Consider the following 16698-nt stretch of genomic DNA (forward strand, 5'->3'; position numbering starts at 1 on the left):
ATAAGCTAGAATGTTTTTTCTTTTTATTTTTATAAAAGGATATTTAAATTAATAGTGAACAAAATACTACTATAAGGAGGTTTTAATATGAAATCTAAGATAAAAGTTTCTATATTTACTTTACTTGTAACTTTATTTTCTTCTAATTTCTTAATAGTAACAAAGGCTAGTGTAGATTTTCCAACTAATCTTCCCTTTATGTCAGATAAGTTTCTAATATTAGATTCTAAAAAAAATTATAAGTTACCACCAAGATTTAGAATAATAGAAGATTTAAATATTTCTGGCACTGCACAATTTAGACCTAGTCAAATAGATAATATAAAAGTTGCAATAAATGATCCTAAAATAACTATAATAGACCTAAGACAGGAATCTCATGGATTTTTTGATGATAGCCCCATAAGATATTATAGTTTCTATCAAATAATTAATAACAACTTAAATTCTTCTGAAACAGAAAACTCTGAAGAAGTAGTCCTTTCTGAGCTGCCATTAAATGAAAATATACCTATTTTTAAAGTTACAGGAGAATATTTAGAGTCTATAAAAGCTTCTATAATTTTAAATGAACATACACTCTGCAACAATAATAGTTTGGGATATAAAAGATTTGCAGTTAAAGATAACTCTATCCCAACACCAGAAACTGTAGATGATTTTATTTCTTTTATAAAAAATATTGATGATGATATACATTTACTATTTCACTGTGATGCTGGAGATGGAAGAACTACTATGTTTATGGCCATGTATCAAATGATGAAAAACGAAAGAAATTTATCTTTATCAACTATACTTAATGATCAAATCACAGTTGGAGGGATTGTACTTACTGATAATACTGCAAGAGCAACATTTTTGGAGTACTTCTATAACTATACATTAGAAAATAAAAATACAAATTTTGAGACTAACTACTCTAGCTGGTTAAAAAATATTACAGATTATTTTATTGAAAGTGCCCCTTTACCTGAAAAAGACTCTGTAGAAAATTCGAATTAAAAAAGTGCACCTATATAATTTCACTTACCCCGCAGCTCTGCTCCAAGTCATTGTAAAATTAATAGGTGCATTTCAAAACTGAATGTATTGACTAACTTATATATAGTATTCCTAAATAAATAGCAACATAGTGTAAAGCACTACCTGACATAACGAATAAATGCCAAATGAAATGATTATATGGCATTTTATCCATTGCATAAAATATACACCCCACTGTATAAACAATACCGCCTAAGACTATAAGCATTAGAATATTGGAGGGTACTAAAATTAGTACTGCCTTTATATTTATTACAATAGTCCATCCCATAAGTATATATAAAATAGTTGATAGAGCTCCAAACCTATCGACCCAAAACACTTTAAATAATATACCAAGAATTGCTATAATCCATAGTGCAATAAGTATATACAAAGACTTCTTATCACTATTCATCAAAATCAATATAATTGGTGTATATGTTCCAGTTATCAATAAATATATTGATGAATGATCTAAAATTCTAAGTATTTTCTTTATTAATCTACCAGGTATACTATGATATAAAGTAGAGCCTAGATAAAGTGTTATTAGTGATATACAATAAATCCATACTCCAGTAATTGCATAATTATTAGAAGTTTTTAGTGATTCCACTACTAAAAATATACTTCCTACAATTGATAGTATAGCTCCTACCCCATGAGTCACAGCATTTGCTATTTCTTCTCCTTTAGTATAAAAATTATATACTACTTCTTCTTTTTTAATACCAAAGCACCTCCCAATAATTTTTCTTTAATAATTATATCTCAATTCCCATAATATTATTCTTTTTGTAGTCTATGTATTTGTACTACACCCTCTTCTCCACTTTCAACCTCCTTATCGTTTTCAAAATATATAAACCTATCATTTTCTAATCCTTTAAAGATAATTGGAGTTATAGGAGACTTTGCCTTTTCTCTAATTAGTTCTAATGGAAATTCTATTAATATATCGTCCTCATTAACAATATCTCCCTCTTCTACAAAAGCTTTAAACCCCTCTCCTCTTAACTTTAAACTATCTATTCCTATATGTATTAGTATATCATATCCATCTAAAGTTCTAATTGTTATTGAGTGTTTTTCTTTTGCTAATGTGATTATCATCCCTTTTACTGGTGATCTTAGAATATTGCTACTAGGATTTATTGCGAATCCATCTCCAATTAATTTCATAGAGAATATTTCATCTGGAACTTCTTCGAGTCTTAAAAGCCTTCCTGAAAGAGGAATTTTTATTAATGACTCTGTTTTTATACCACTTTTCATTTCTTCTACTTTATTTTTCTTCTTTACTACTATTTCTTTCCCACTCATAATATCCTTTATCTGTTCTTTAATAATATCAGATTGAGGTCCAAAAATGGCTTGAATATTATTTCCTATAATCATTAAATCTGCGGCGCCTAAAGCCTTCAACTTATCTCTATTTACTGATGATAACTTATTAACTGTCACTCTTAGCCTAGTTATACATGAATCTAAATATTTTATATTTTTAGCACCACCGAAGGCATCTAATATTTCATAAGGAGTATTTTCATTAGATATATCTATTCTTACATTATTTTCATCATCTTCTCTTCCTGGAGTTTTTAAATCCAACTTTCTTATTATAAATCTAAAGCCAAAATAATATATTACAGCAAATATACCACCTACTATAATAACCCAGAACCAATTAGTCCTATTTGGTATAACACCAAATAATATAAAATCTATAAGCCCACCAGAAAAAGTTAGTCCTATTTTAACATTTAGCATTTGCATTATCATAAATGATAACCCAGCAAATATACAATGAATTGCAAATAAAACTGGTGCTACGAAGAGAAATAAAAATTCAATAGGTTCAGTGATTCCAGTTAAGAATGATGTTAATGCTCCAGAAAATAAGATTCCTGCAACTAACTTTTTCTTTCCTTTATCAGCTTCATGGTACATAGCAAGAGCTGCAGCTGGAATTCCAAACATCATAAATGGATATTTCCCAGTCATAAACGTACCAGCTGTAAACTCTACTCCATCTTTAAGTTGTGCAAAAAATATAGATTGATCTCCCACTATTAATTGACCTGCTGAATTTATATATTCTCCGAATTGATACCAAAAAGGAGTATACCAAATATGATGTAATCCAAATGGTATTAATGCTCTTTCTATAACACCAAAAATAAAGGCTGAAATAGTTTCATTAGTACTTATAATACTTCTAGAGAACTCTAAGAAAAAGTTTTGAATAGGTGGCCAAATAATAGCCATAATAGTTCCTAATATAACTCCTGAGAATGCTGCTACGATTGGTACAAATCTCTTTCCAGAAAAGAAACCTAAAAATTCTGGCAATTTTATATCATAAAATTTTTCATATATTATTGCCGAAATTATCCCAATAATAATTCCCCCAAAAACACCAGTAGGTAAAGTAGGTATTCCTAGTATAGTTGTGTACATTGGATTTGTTTCTACTTGTGTTATATCTATTCTAGCAACTATACCTGTAGTTATATTCATTATTAAGAAACCTACTATTGCAGCTAATGCTGCAACTCCATCTCCTGATGTCATCCCAATTGCTACTCCTACAGCAAATATCAAAGGCAAATTAGTAAATATAATGTTTCCTGATGAAGACATTATATCAGCTATCATTTGAAAATTATCTCCTGCTAATATAGGAAATATATTTAAGAAATCTTGATTTTCAAATAAAGTTCCTATTCCCATTAATAATCCTGCTACTGGCAATAATGCTATAGGTAAAGTTAAGGATTTCCCTATCCTCTGCAAGACTCCAAAGGACTTTTTGAATAACATACCAATATCCATTGTTTCCTCCCAATTTAATTCAAATAAGGACTTAAGCTAAACACTACTTAAGTCCACAAAATCCTATAAATATCAATTTTATTTTATTTTATTTACTTCTTAAAACAGAAATAACTCTATGTATATGCATAGTTAAATAAACTATTTCATCGTCAGTAACATTATAATCATAGTTAGCTTCTACATATGATTTAACTTTTTGAGCACAATCATATGCCTCAGGGTAACTTTTTTGGGCTATATTTAAAAACTCTCCACTATTATCCTTGTTTTGATTATTTGTCACTACTCTTTTTGCAAAATATTTCAAATGTGTTAATAACCTATCATAATTTAAATCATCCTCATCAAATTCAACTGAGTAATAATATCTGATAATGTTTAAAACACCTTTTATTATATTAGTTGCAGTAACCGATTCCTTTGAAGTTTCTTGATAACTTGCATTAACTAAATGTAAAGCTATGAATGCTGCTTCATCTTCTGGTAAATTAATATTTAATCTCTTATTAATATAATCTACTGCCCATAAGGCTACTGAGAATTCTTCTTTATGAATTCTTCTTATTTCGTCTAATAGGTCATTTTTAATTTGTACATTGTTTTTGTATCTTTTTATAGCAAAGGCTATATGATCAGCTAAAGATATATATATTTGTTTATCTAATTTTCTATTTAACTTTTTAACAGAGTAAGAAATTATTTCATGTGCTAACTCAAATATCCCATCTGGGATTTGATTTATTAGCTTCTTTAATTTATTTCCCATTCTCTTATCATCTACAACAAATATTTTTTCTATCTTATCTTCTTCAATTTCTTGACCAACCTTTCTTTTAAATGCAATTCCGGACCCCATAATAATGACTTCTTTTTTAGTATTAGGATCTATTGATACAACAACATTATTGTTCAATATTTTTTCAACAATCATCTTAACATTCTCCTTAACCTTGGAAAATAAAATACCTAAATTAGAGTATATTATAACACTCCAATTTAGGTATTGCCTGTATTCCAGTAACAATCCACATACTTAATAAATATATCTTATCATTGTAAATAACTACTGTCAATATTAATAGATTATCTCTGTTTTGTAGGTAAAATAATTATAAACTCACTACCTTTATCAACTTCACTTTCAACATAAATCTTGCCTTTATGTAAAGTTACTAATTGCTTTGTTAACGTTAGTCCTAGCCCACTTCCACCAAATTCTTCAGATATATTATTATACGCTTGCCCGAATCTATCAAATATCGCCTTATGATATTTTCTATCTATCCCAACTCCTGTGTCTTTTACTGATATTTTTACTGAGTTCCCGAAATCTCTTATTCTTACCTCTATCCTTCCTCCAGCTTCAGTAAATTTTACAGCATTGCCAACAAGATTAACTATACATTTCTCTATTTCACCTTCATCGCATTCTATTATCTTTTCTTCCATTTCAGGATCTATAATTAATTCAATTCCTTTTGATTCAATATAATCCTTCATAGATAAGACTACATCCTCTACTAAATAAACTATGTTATGTTCCTTAATATCTAATCTATATGATCCAGCTTCAATTTTAGATGTATCGATTATATTATTAATTAATTTAAGTAACCTATCTGAGTTTCTTTTTACTGTGTCCATGTAGTAATTTAATTTGTCCCTACTAATATTTTTTTTATCCCCATTTAATTTAGTTACAAGTTGCTCTACTGAGATAATAACATTTAAAGGTGTTCTAAGTTCATGAGATAAATTAATAAAATAATTATTTTTATACTTTTCATTTTTAATCAACTTATTATAAAGTTCTTCATTCTCATTAAGTTTTTTATTTAATTCATTAGTTCGTTGCTCCACTAAAGTATCTAGTATTTTAACCCTATTCCAAGTTATATATACTATAACAAATGCAAGCAGTAAGTAAGTCATATATGCAATAGGACTTTTCCATGGTTTTACTTCTACTGTAAATTCTATACTCGTTGGCTCACTCCAATCTCCTGTAGAGTTTCTTGCACTTACCATAAAAATATAATCTCCAGCATCTAGATTTGTATAATTAACATAATTTCTATTATCAGATAATATCCACTCTTTATCAAGCCCAACCAATTTATGAGCATACTGTATCCTCTTTACATTTGCATAATCAGGCAAAAAGAAATCAAAATAGATGTTATTATTCTTATAACTTAATTTTATCTTTTCTTTATCTAAAAGCTCATCTTGATTTGTATATGCACTTCCTATAACTACTTTAGGTAAAAAATTTTTTTCTTCTAAATTTTGTGGATAAAATGTAGTAATTCCATTTGTACCACCAAAAAACATCTCACCATCATTTGCCTTATGAAATGAATAACCATTAAATTCATTTCCTTGTAGCCCATCTGTGTCATCATAATTAATAAATTTATCAAGTTTTACGTCATATTTGGATATCCCATAATTTGTACTTATCCATAAATTATTTTCATCATCTACTAAAATTCCATAAATAAAATTATTAGTCAATCCATCACTTTCATCATATCTTGTGAATGTTTCATCTTCTCTATTAAATTTATTTAATCCATATTGAGTTCCAACCCAAACTGTATTATTATCATCTACTGCAATAGTTTTTACTACATTAAAACTTATACTTTTTTCGTTATTTGATTCATTTCTGTATGCCTTAATTATTTCGGTATCCTTATTTATTCTAATTAATCCTCCATTTAAAGAAGATCCAATCCATATTTCTCCATCCTTATCTTGAGTTATTCCTGAAAACACTTTTTCAGATATTTCATTATCTAAAAATAACTGCTTATAAGATTTAAAATTACTTTTTCTATCGAATATGCATACCCCATCATCTGTTGTTATCCAAAGATCCCCATCTTTATCTATATACAAACTTCTTACATCATTTGATATTAATGAATTCTCACCTTCATGAAAATATTTTGTGAACTTTTTAGTTTTCTTATCATACTTTGTTAATCCATTTTCAGTAGCTATCCAAATCTCATCATCAATACCTGTTATATCTCTTATATTATTATTACTAAGTGAATTTTCATTACTTGATGCTTTATATTTATTTATACTGTTATTTTCTCTATCTATAACATTTATTCCATCCTGAACGGTCCCAACCCAAATAAGTCCTTCATCATCTTTATGTATTCCAGCAACCATATTGCTACTTAGAGAATTACTATTAAAATAATCTCTTTTATAATTTATGAAAGAATTTTTACCATTGAAAATACTTATTCCATCGTAAGTTCCAATCCAAATAGCTCCAGAATTATCTTCAACTAAACTTAAGATATCATCACTAACCAAGCTCTGAGGATCATATATTTTAGATCTATAATTTATAAATCCATTATTTTCTTCCTCTAACATACTTAATCCATTATTAGTTGCCACCCAAACTTTATTGTTACTGTCTTTTAATATGTATCTTATAGAATTTCCAGAAATAGAATTATCATCACTTGGATCGTGTTTATAATGTTCTATCTTATTTGTTTCTATATCCAACTTATCCAAACCACTATCATAAGTACCTATCCATAAATTATTGCTATCATCAGCGTATATCTTAAATATAAAATTTTCTGATATAGAATTACTTAATCCATTAGCATAGTAGTTAGTGATTTCATTTGTCTTTCTGTTGACTTTATTCAAACCCTCTTTGGTTCCTATCCATAAATCCCCGTATAAATCTTCATCTATAGAATAAATATCTTGGCTAGTTAAATTATTATTATCATCACTCTCTCCATAAATCCTTATAAAATTATCATTTCTTTTATCATATAGGTTTAATCCATCTGTAGTTGCTATATATATATCTTTGTTTGAATCTATTAATATTTCTGTTATGTTATCATTAGATAACTTACACCCATAGACCCCTGACAAATAAGTCGTTATCTCCTCTGTTTCGCTATCTATTTTGTTTAAACCACTAGATGTCCCAACCCAAATGTTGCCATCCTCATCTTCATTTACAGCTGAAATATAATTCATGCTTATGCTATCTTCATTTCTATCACTATATTTATATACTTTAAAATCATGCCCATTGTACCTATTTAAACCATCTATTGTAGCTATCCACATATATCCCTTACTATCTTGAAATATATATTGGACTGTAGTTTGAGATAATCCATCTTCTACAGTTATTCTTCTAAATGTGATATTATTTTCATCATTGCTTAATGCACTAGTTCTTAAACATAAATTATTAAAAATACATATAGCAAGTATTGAAATACTCATTATTCTCTTTACCTTTTTTCTCATATAACCTATTCTCCATAAAACAACGATTAATCTATAGTAAATATTATATACTATAAGAAGAAATTTTTATATAAAATAAACATTTCTTACAAAAAAAACTAAAAAGAAAAAGGCTAAAAACATAATTTTTAGCCTTTTTCTTGATTTGGCAGGGGCAGTAGGAATCGAACCCACAACCAACGGTTTTGGAGACCGCTACTCTACCAATTGAGCTATACCCCTTCGACAGAGACTATTCTATCATGACAATTTAATTCTTGTCAATAAAAAAATAAAAAAGTCAGCAATTTAAAATTACTGACTGGCAGGGGCAGTAGGAATCGAACCCACAACCAACGGTTTTGGAGACCGCTACTCTACCAATTGAGCTATACCCCTTTGCAACAATAACTATTATATCTTATGTATATTCAAAAATCAACTACTAATATTATTATAATTTTTTATTACTTTAATAATATCACTAAGATTTTTAGTTAATACATTGCCATCAACTTCAGAGTTTAGCCCCACAAAAGTATATTCCTTTTTAATTTCACTCTTCAATTTGCTTAAATCTTCATTCTCTTTATCATAAATAAAAATAATATTTTTAAATTCATCTTCTTTTATTTCTTCTTTGATATCTTTAACTTTATTTACCTGTATTTCAAGTTCTCTAAATAAATAATCAAATTTATCTGTATTAGTAAATATAGAATAACCCTTGTACTTATTTAATTCTTCTTTTGATTCACTTAAGAATTCGTCTAATCCTTGAGTAATACTATTATAATTATCTTCGTAATAACTTCTATTTTCAATATCTCTTTCTTGTAATGCAATCTTTATATTATATAATGCTATCTTATATTCATTAAATCCAACTAAATAATACGGATTTTCTTCATTTTCCTTTGATAAAGATTGAGTAATGGGCCTTATTCCTCTACTAGCATTAATAACTCCTACATCAGAATTTTTTGAGTTCTCTAGTATTTCATCTATCCACTCTTCATATCCTAATCCATTGTATATAAATAGATCCATATTTAAAACATTATTTATAACATTTTCATTTATTTCAAATTCTTTCATTTCCTTTTCACTATTAAATAAATACTCTACATTATGCTTATCTCCTACTAAATTCTTGACCATATCATATATTTCTTTATTTACTGTTAATATATTTAAATAAGTGTCCTTTTTTTCATCTAGTTCATCTGTTGGATTTGCCATAAAAGGATTATAAGAAAATGTTAATCCAAAAAATAGTATAGAAGTAAAAATGACTAACGTATATGTCAACTTCTTCATAATAATTTCCTCCAAGGAATAAAAATATTCTACTATATTATTTTATACTATCACGATAAAAAAAGAATTACAAATCTTTTACATATTATTTATAACTTAAATGATCTATATATATTTTAACCTTTCTTTTTCACTTTATTTTAGATAGAATATATATTAATATAAATTCTTTAGAAAGGAGTTTTCATATGCATTTTTATGTTAAAGATATAGAAGAAACAACAAATCTTGGATTTGCTATCGGGAAGTTGTTAAATTCCGGCGATATAGTTTGTTTAACTGGCGATTTAGGAACTGGAAAAACACATATTACTAAAGGTATTGCTAAAGGTCTAGATATAGATGATCATATAACTAGTCCAACATTTACAATAGTTAATGAATATGATTCTGGAAGACTAAAATTATATCACTTCGATGTATATAGGGTTAGCGATCCTGATGAGATTTATGCCATAGGTTTTGATGATTATATATTTTCAAATGGAGTATCTGTAATAGAATGGGCTAATTACATAGAAGATATATTGCCTAGCGAATATTTACATATATTAATTGAAAAAGATTTATCTAAAGGAGAAAATTTTAGAAAAATTACTATAACTCCTTATGGCGATAAATATAATTATATAAAGGAGTTAAGTTTATGATAGTTTTAAGTATAGATTCAGCATCAAAAGTTGCTACCGCTGCTCTTTTAGATGAGAATAATTTAATCGCAGAATATACTATTAATAATAAATTAGAGCATTCTACTTTGATTATGGATATGGCTGATAAGCTATTAAAAGATTCAGACTTAGATATAGATGATGTAGACGGATTTGTAGTTTCAAAAGGCCCTGGTTCCTTTACAGGGTTAAGAATAGGAATGGCTACCATTAAAGGATTAAGCTTCGGTGCAAATAAACCTTATATAAGTATTTCTAGCTTAGATGCCCTTGCATACTCTAATATAAACTTCGATGGCATTATTTGTCCTATTATGGATGCATTAAGAAGTAGTGTGTATACTTGCCTTTATAAAGGAAATGATGGTAATTTAGAAAAACTAACAGATTATTCGGCTCTAGAACTAGACGAATTAATTGAATTGTTAAAAGAAAAGGGAGAAAAGGTTATATTTACTGGTGATGCAGTAAATAAACATAAAGATTATTTATTAGAACATTTACCAAATTCTATCTTTGCTCCAAATCATCTTAGTATTATAAGAGCATCTTCTTTAGGAGAGTTAGGAATAAAAATGCTATTAAATAACGAACAGGATGACTTAAATTCATCTCCATTTTACCTGAAAAAACCTCAGGCTCAAAGAGAATTAGAAAAAAGGTTAGCATTAAAAAATGAGAATAACATATAATTTGATGACTTCAAGTGATGTTAACGAGGTGTATGATATATCTAAATCCTCATTTTCAACTCCTTGGAGCATAGAATCAATTAATAATGAAATCAATAATCCTTTAGCAAAATATATAGTTGCAAAAGATGAAGATGAAAACTTAGTAGTTGGATTTGTCGGTATTTGGATAGTAGTAGGCGAAGGAAGTATAACTAATATAGCTGTTCATCCAGATTATAGAGGCATGGGAATTGGAAGTAAATTATTATCCTCATTAATAAATCTATGTTCTGATTTAAATTGTACTTTAATAAATTTAGAAGTTAGAGAATCTAACTACTCAGCTCAGAACCTTTATAAAAAATTTGGTTTTACTGTAGATGGTATTAGAAAAGGTTATTATGAAGATAATAAAGAAAATGCAATATTAATGAGCAAAATAATATTTGAATAACTTTTTTTCAAATACAAGTATATAACTCTATAAAAAATTATATTAAAATTTAATAATATAATAAAAAGGGGCTGCCTAAGCAGCTCCTTAATTTACTTCTCCTAGTAATATATCTTCATATTTTTCTTTCTTTTTCATATGTTTAAGTACTATTATACCTGTTATAACTGTTGCTAGTAAATCACTTAATGGTTGTGCTATCCAAACTCCATCTAACCCTAATCCAAATACTCTTGGTAAGATTACTATTAATGGAATTAATAATATCACTTGTCTTAATAAACTTAATAACATTGCAGTTTTTGCGTCCCCAATTGATTGAATATAATTTGTACCTGTAATTGAAATTCCAACTATAGGTAACATCATTAGATATATCCTTAATCCCTTAACTGAAATATCCATGAATTTAGGATCTTTATTAAATATTCCTATTATAGCTTCTGGCGAAATTTGAACTAATATGAAAGCTATTACTAATATAATAGTTGCCACCAAAAGCGATAATTTATACGCTTCCTGTGCTCTACTCTCTTGTTTTGCACCATAATTAAATCCGATTATAGGTTGAGCCCCTTGGTTTATCCCAAAAATAGGCATTAAACACATAAGGCTAACAGAGGATATTGTAGCCATTGCTCCTATTGCAATATCTGTTCCATAAGTTCTAAGTACATTATTAGAAATTACTTGAACTAAACTTGCTGCAATTTGCATAGCAAATGGTGATGCCCCTATTGCTAATATTTTTATAACTATATTTTTATTTAACTTTAAGTTTGATTTTATAAATCTTAAATTTGATTTTCCACTTACATAATATCTAATACCTATTAAAGCTGTTATTAGTTGTGAAATTACAGTTGCAATAGCGGCTCCTTGAATTCCCATATTAAATCCGAAAATTAGTAACGCATCTAATACTATATTAGTTAAACATCCAATTACCATTATTGTTGCTGCAAGCTTTGGATTTCCATCACCTCTTATGGTGTTATTGAAAGTAAATGCTACCATATTAAATACTGTTCCTAATAGTATTATGTATATATATGACTTTGCATAATATAAAGTGCTCTCACTTGCACCAAATTTAGTTAAAATAAACTCTCCAAAAACTATTCCTATTATAGTTAAAATTACTGCAATTATTATAGATAAAGTTATAGCATTTCCTATTACTTTTTCTGCTTCTTCTTTTTTTCCTTGTCCTAGTTTTATAGAAATAGTTGTAGTTGCACCAGCTCCCACTAGTAAACAAAATCCTAGAATAATAGTTGTTATAGGCATTGTTACACCTACTCCTGTAATAGCTAATGAACCTACTCCAGGTATATTACCTATAAAAACTCTATCTACTACATTATATAAAGCATTAACTACCATACCAATTATGGCCGGTACTGAATATTTTAATAATAATTTACTTATTTTTTCATTTGCAAGCATTTCTTGTGTACTCATTAAATCTCCTCCTTATTATTTTATTCCTCTGTTAGTAATCTAGGTTATTTTCTATAATCTAGATGCACTTTTTTAACAAATTCAAAATTATTTCTTTTTCTTCAAAAGTTAAGTTTTTAGTTAGATTCTCTTCCCAACTTTTTGCAACATTACATATTTCTTTTTTATGTTTAAGACCTTTATCTGTTAAAAATAACCTGTAAGCTCTTTTATCCTTATCGTCATTGACTCTTGTTATAAACCCTTCTATCTCCAATTTCTTAACTGCCCTAGCTGTTGTTCCTTTATCTATCTTCAAATTTAAAGATAAATCCTCTTGTCTTACTCCATCTTTTCTATAGAGCTCCATTAAGAAATTAAATTGACCATATCCTAAACCTAGATGAGATAGTTCTTTTAAAAAAAATATATTCCCCATTCTTTGAATTTCAGATATATATTTAGCAATATTTTCATATTTCATCTCTTCCATAGTTATCTCCTAAGCAAAGTAATATTATAGATTTTAATTTATAATATAATGATATAGTTGCATTTGCAACTATATCATTATATTATATTCAATAACAACTTTCAATATTAAATAATAAAAAAGATAGGAATCTTACTCCTATCTTTAAAATTTAACTTTTCTATATTAAATTGAACTTAAGTTCTCTTTTACTCTATTATCTAATTTTGAATCTACTTTAAAAATCGCTTGTGATACTTTTCTATATAGTACATAAGTTATTGAACATACCATTATAGCCTTCAATCCATTAAACGGTAGTAAACCTATAGTTACATATTGAAGTGTTTCACTTGGAGCCATTTTCATTCCATATGCTGGTAGTAAAAAGTACACATTTGCTATAATTCCTACAATTTCAATACATATAGTTCCTAACATCATTCCAAGTATAGCTGTTTTCTTGCTCTTATTTCTATGATAAACCCATGCAGCTGGAGCAACGAGAGAAACTCCTATTATAAAGTTGGCCATCTCTCCAACAAAACCTGTTCCAGTACCTTTGACTATTAAAATTAATAAATTCTTTAATAATTCAATTACAACACCTGCCATTGGGCCAAAAGCAAAAGCTCCCATAAGTGCCGGAATATCACTTAAATCAATTTTTAACCATGGAAATGGTAAAAATGGTATCGGAAAGTCGAAATACATAAGTACCACAGCTATGGCACCTAAAAGTGAAATTTTAATAAATTTGTTTAGGTTTTTGTTTTGTTGATTATTCATTTTATCTCCTCCCAAAAGATATCCTCTGGGGCATGGGTTAGTTGCTTAATAATGATATTAATTTAACAATTTCCTCTTATAATCTTATAAATTTCACATATTACATAATAAATAAAAAACCCTGATGTAAAATTACATCAGGGTATGAAATCATAAGAAATAAGATTTGCTAATTAATATACATAACAAGCAATATCTAACGCCTTACCTTCTTTCATCCAGACTGTACTGTCGGCCTCGGAGTTTCACCGAATCATGCTAAAATTTAGCTCGCGGGCTATACCGCCGGTGGGGAATTTCGCCCCGCCCTGAAGATAATTTATTTACAATATCATTATATTCCTGTTTTTAATTTTTGACAAGTAATATTTTTAACAATCTTCATCTTTTATTCCTTTCATAGATAAAGATATTCTATTTCTCTTACTATCTACTTCAAGAATCTTTACTTTTACAATATCTCCTACCTTAACTATATCTAATGGATGCTTTACAAATCTATCTGCCATCTGACTTTTATGAACTAATCCATCTTGGTGTACACCTATATCTACAAAGGCACCGAAGTCTGATACATTTCTTACAGTTCCCATAAGTACCATACCTTCGCTTAAATCCTTCAAATCTATAACTCCAGTTTTTAAAATAGGTTTTGGAAGTTCATCTCTTATATCTCTTCCTGGCTTTTTAAGTTCTTTTATAATATCTTCTAAAGTAAGCTCTCCAATTTCTAAATCTTTAGATATATTTTTTATTCCTTTTTCTTTTACTCTTTCATCTATATCCTTAAGATTGTTTTCTTTCAAATCATAATCATTATATCCAAGTAAAGCTATTAAGTTTCTAGCTACTTCATATGACTCTGGATGTACAGAAGTATTATCTAGTGGCTCTTCACTTTCCATAACTCTTAAAAATCCCGCACATTGTTCATAAGCTTTTTGCCCAAGCCTCTTAACCTTTAATAGTTCCTTTCTACTTTTGAATCCACCAACTTCATTCCTATAAAGAACTATATTATTAGCAATACTTGTATTTATTCCTGCTATATATGTAAGTAATGAAGGTGTTGCTGTATTTAGGTCTACACCGACTTTATTTACGGAATCTTCAACTACACCAGTTAGAGATTCATCTAATCTTTTCGGAGTTACATCATGTTGATATTGACCAACCCCTAAAGCTTTTGGATCTATTTTTACTAACTCAGCCATAGGATCTTGTAATCTTCTACCTATTGATATAGCCCCTCTAACTGTAACATCTAAATCTGGATATTCCTTAGTTGCAAGTTCAGATGCAGAATATACTGATGCTCCTGCTTCAGATACTATAACATAAGATACTTCTCTTCCATTTTCTTTTTTAATCTCTGAAATTACTTCTGATATTACCTCTTCCGATTCTCTTGATGCCGTTCCATTTCCTAAAGAAATAACTTCAATATTATGTTTACTTATTAATTTTTTTAATACTTCCTTGGTTTCCCTTATTTTATTTTGAGGTGCCGTTGGATATACAGTAGTATTTTCTAAGAATCTACCTGTACTGTCTAATACAGCTACTTTACATCCTGTTCTAAAACCAGGATCATATCCCATAACTACTTTTCCTTTTATAGGTGGCTGCATTAATAAAGCCTTTAGATTTTCTTTAAATATCTTTATTGCTCCTTCTTCACCTTTATCAGTTAGTTCATTTCTAATTTCTCTTTCAATAGATGGATATATTAACCTCTTTAATGAATCCTTAATTGTAATCTTCAAATATTCATCGGTAATATTATTTCCTTTTAATATTTCCTTTTCTAAATAATTGATTATCTTATCTTCACTAACAGTTATCTTAACATTTAATATCTTTTCTTTTTCTCCTCTATTTATAGCAAGAATTCTATGTGGTGGTATTTTAAACACCTCTTCACTATACTCATAATACATTTCGAAAGGTGTACTCTCATCACTTTCTCCCTTTGTTTCAATCTTTCCTTCTTTGGATACTAAGTTTCTTATCCACTTTCTATATTTTGGCTCATCTGATATTTCTTCAGCTATTATATCTAAAGAACCATTAATAGCATCTTCTTCTCTGTTAACTCCCTTTTCCTCATTTATATATTTTATTGCTTCACTTTTTATATCCCCATGGAAATCTCCTGATAATATAAGCTCTGCAAGTGGTTTTAGTCCCTTTTCTAATGCAATAGTTGCCCTTGTTCTCTTTTTTTGTTTATATGGTCTATAAATATCTTCAACTTCTGTTAAAGTTAAAGCCACTTCTAAAGACTTTTGTATTTCTTCTGTTAATTTTCCTTGCTCATCTATAAGCCTTAAGACATCTTCTTTTCTTTCTTTCAAATTTCTAAGATAAATTAATCTCTCTTGAAACTTTCTTAATATCTCATCACTTAATGCACCTGTTTGTTCCTTTCTATATCTAGAAATAAATGGAACAGTATTACCATCATCAAGTAATGAAATTACATTATTTACTTGAGACAAACTTATACTAAGCTCCTCTGCTAATCTACCTGCTATATTAACCATAAGTTTCCTCCTAAAATTTTTTACATATTAATATTATAATACAAATTCTTGTTTTTATATATTACCATCTTGATATTATGTAAAATTAAGTATATAATTATAATTGTAAAATTTTTACAATTGGGTGATGATATGAATAAACTTTCAATATTTATAAATAAAATAATCA

The 16698-nt window shown here is 28.1% G+C and carries 13 protein-coding genes, 2 tRNA genes and 1 riboswitch; of the genes, 4 read left to right on the forward strand and 11 right to left on the reverse strand.

Annotation, left to right across the window (positions count from 1 at the left end; translation table 11 throughout):
* Positions 1-87 precede the first annotated feature (87 nt).
* Positions 88-1005: a phosphatase domain-containing putative toxin gene (locus QK892_RS11470; RefSeq protein WP_317273690.1), complete on the forward strand. Its 918-nt coding sequence runs from the start codon at positions 88-90 to the stop codon at positions 1003-1005.
* A gap of 91 nt (positions 1006-1096) precedes the next feature.
* On the opposite strand, the gene trhA is transcribed toward QK892_RS11470, so the two are convergent.
* The 7 genes from trhA to QK892_RS11505 all read right to left on the reverse strand — a co-directional run bounded on the left by trhA (position 1097) and on the right by QK892_RS11505 (position 9480).
* The gene (gene trhA / locus QK892_RS11475; protein WP_317273702.1) at positions 1097-1780 is read right to left on the reverse strand and encodes a PAQR family membrane homeostasis protein TrhA; all 684 of its coding nucleotides are present in this window, start codon (positions 1778-1780) and stop codon (positions 1097-1099) included.
* Positions 1781-1815: 35 nt separating this feature from the next.
* Positions 1816-3864, reverse strand: coding sequence for a glucose-specific PTS transporter subunit IIBC (gene ptsG / locus QK892_RS11480; protein WP_317273691.1), 2049 nt, complete (start codon positions 3862-3864; stop codon positions 1816-1818).
* Positions 3865-3952: 88 nt separating this feature from the next.
* Positions 3953-4798 carry a BglG family transcription antiterminator LicT gene (gene licT, locus QK892_RS11485; RefSeq protein WP_317273692.1) on the reverse strand — a complete coding sequence of 282 codons (846 nt, stop codon included), beginning with the start codon at positions 4796-4798 and terminating at the stop codon, positions 3953-3955.
* A 152-nt stretch (positions 4799-4950) separates the two neighbouring features.
* Positions 4951-8181 carry a ligand-binding sensor domain-containing protein gene (locus QK892_RS11490; RefSeq protein WP_317273693.1) on the reverse strand — a complete coding sequence of 1077 codons (3231 nt, stop codon included), beginning with the start codon at positions 8179-8181 and terminating at the stop codon, positions 4951-4953.
* 146 nt (positions 8182-8327) lie between these two features.
* Positions 8328-8403 (reverse strand) — tRNA-Trp (locus tag QK892_RS11495).
* An 80-nt stretch (positions 8404-8483) separates the two neighbouring features.
* Positions 8484-8559: transfer RNA gene (locus QK892_RS11500), tRNA-Trp, on the reverse strand.
* A gap of 39 nt (positions 8560-8598) precedes the next feature.
* On the reverse strand, positions 8599-9480 hold the full coding sequence (locus tag QK892_RS11505) for a metal ABC transporter substrate-binding protein (RefSeq protein ID WP_317273694.1): 882 nt from the start codon (positions 9478-9480) through the stop codon (positions 8599-8601).
* A 188-nt stretch (positions 9481-9668) separates the two neighbouring features.
* Here QK892_RS11505 and tsaE point away from each other — a divergent pair, with 188 nt between their 5' ends.
* Genes tsaE through rimI form a run of 3 tightly spaced genes read left to right on the forward strand, consistent with a single transcriptional unit; the run spans position 9669 to position 11279 of the window.
* On the forward strand, positions 9669-10130 hold the full coding sequence (gene tsaE / locus QK892_RS11510; RefSeq protein WP_317273695.1) for a tRNA (adenosine(37)-N6)-threonylcarbamoyltransferase complex ATPase subunit type 1 TsaE: 462 nt from the start codon (positions 9669-9671) through the stop codon (positions 10128-10130).
* Entirely contained in the window at positions 10127-10843 is a 717-nt protein-coding gene (tsaB, locus tag QK892_RS11515) for a tRNA (adenosine(37)-N6)-threonylcarbamoyltransferase complex dimerization subunit type 1 TsaB (RefSeq protein WP_317273696.1), read from the forward strand. Before tsaE ends, tsaB begins: the two co-directional genes overlap by 4 nt.
* On the forward strand, positions 10827-11279 hold the full coding sequence (rimI, locus tag QK892_RS11520; protein ID WP_317273697.1) for a ribosomal protein S18-alanine N-acetyltransferase: 453 nt from the start codon (positions 10827-10829) through the stop codon (positions 11277-11279). The genes tsaB and rimI overlap by 17 nt, the downstream gene beginning before the upstream one ends.
* Positions 11280-11366: 87 nt before the next feature.
* Here the strand turns inward: rimI and QK892_RS11525 are convergent, their stop codons facing one another.
* From QK892_RS11525 to QK892_RS11540, 4 genes are all read right to left on the reverse strand, one after another.
* Positions 11367-12743 carry an MATE family efflux transporter gene (locus tag QK892_RS11525; protein WP_317273698.1) on the reverse strand — a complete coding sequence of 459 codons (1377 nt, stop codon included), beginning with the start codon at positions 12741-12743 and terminating at the stop codon, positions 11367-11369.
* Positions 12744-12801: 58 nt separating this feature from the next.
* Positions 12802-13215 carry a MarR family winged helix-turn-helix transcriptional regulator gene (locus tag QK892_RS11530; RefSeq protein WP_317273699.1) on the reverse strand — a complete coding sequence of 138 codons (414 nt, stop codon included), beginning with the start codon at positions 13213-13215 and terminating at the stop codon, positions 12802-12804.
* A 165-nt stretch (positions 13216-13380) separates the two neighbouring features.
* On the reverse strand, positions 13381-13983 hold the full coding sequence (locus QK892_RS11535; RefSeq protein WP_317273700.1) for an ECF transporter S component: 603 nt from the start codon (positions 13981-13983) through the stop codon (positions 13381-13383).
* 202 nt (positions 13984-14185) lie between these two features.
* Positions 14186-14303, reverse strand: a riboswitch (FMN riboswitch).
* A 51-nt stretch (positions 14304-14354) separates the two neighbouring features.
* Positions 14355-16529, reverse strand: a complete 2175-nt coding sequence (locus tag QK892_RS11540) for a Tex family protein (protein WP_317273701.1) — start codon at positions 16527-16529, stop codon at positions 14355-14357.
* Positions 16530-16698 lie beyond the last annotated feature (169 nt).

The sequence above is a fragment of the Clostridium lamae genome, from assembly GCF_033043255.1.
In the GTDB taxonomy this organism is placed as follows: Bacteria; Bacillota; Clostridia; order Clostridiales; family Clostridiaceae; genus Clostridium; species Clostridium lamae.

Coding starts and splice junctions, on each gene's coding strand:
- tsaB (WP_317273696.1), top strand. CDS start 10,127: ATGATAGTTTTAAGTATAGATTCAGCATCAAAAGTTGCTACCGCTGCT.
- licT (WP_317273692.1), bottom strand. CDS start 4,798: ATGATTGTTGAAAAAATATTGAACAATAATGTTGTTGTATCAATAGAT.
- QK892_RS11535 (WP_317273700.1), bottom strand. CDS start 13,983: ATGAATAATCAACAAAACAAAAACCTAAACAAATTTATTAAAATTTCA.
- QK892_RS11470 (WP_317273690.1), top strand. CDS start 88: ATGAAATCTAAGATAAAAGTTTCTATATTTACTTTACTTGTAACTTTA.
- rimI (WP_317273697.1), top strand. CDS start 10,827: ATGAGAATAACATATAATTTGATGACTTCAAGTGATGTTAACGAGGTG.
- QK892_RS11490 (WP_317273693.1), bottom strand. CDS start 8,181: ATGAGAAAAAAGGTAAAGAGAATAATGAGTATTTCAATACTTGCTATA.
- ptsG (WP_317273691.1), bottom strand. CDS start 3,864: ATGGATATTGGTATGTTATTCAAAAAGTCCTTTGGAGTCTTGCAGAGG.
- QK892_RS11540 (WP_317273701.1), bottom strand. CDS start 16,529: ATGGTTAATATAGCAGGTAGATTAGCAGAGGAGCTTAGTATAAGTTTG.
- QK892_RS11525 (WP_317273698.1), bottom strand. CDS start 12,743: ATGAGTACACAAGAAATGCTTGCAAATGAAAAAATAAGTAAATTATTA.
- QK892_RS11505 (WP_317273694.1), bottom strand. CDS start 9,480: ATGAAGAAGTTGACATATACGTTAGTCATTTTTACTTCTATACTATTT.
- QK892_RS11530 (WP_317273699.1), bottom strand. CDS start 13,215: ATGGAAGAGATGAAATATGAAAATATTGCTAAATATATATCTGAAATT.
- tsaE (WP_317273695.1), top strand. CDS start 9,669: ATGCATTTTTATGTTAAAGATATAGAAGAAACAACAAATCTTGGATTT.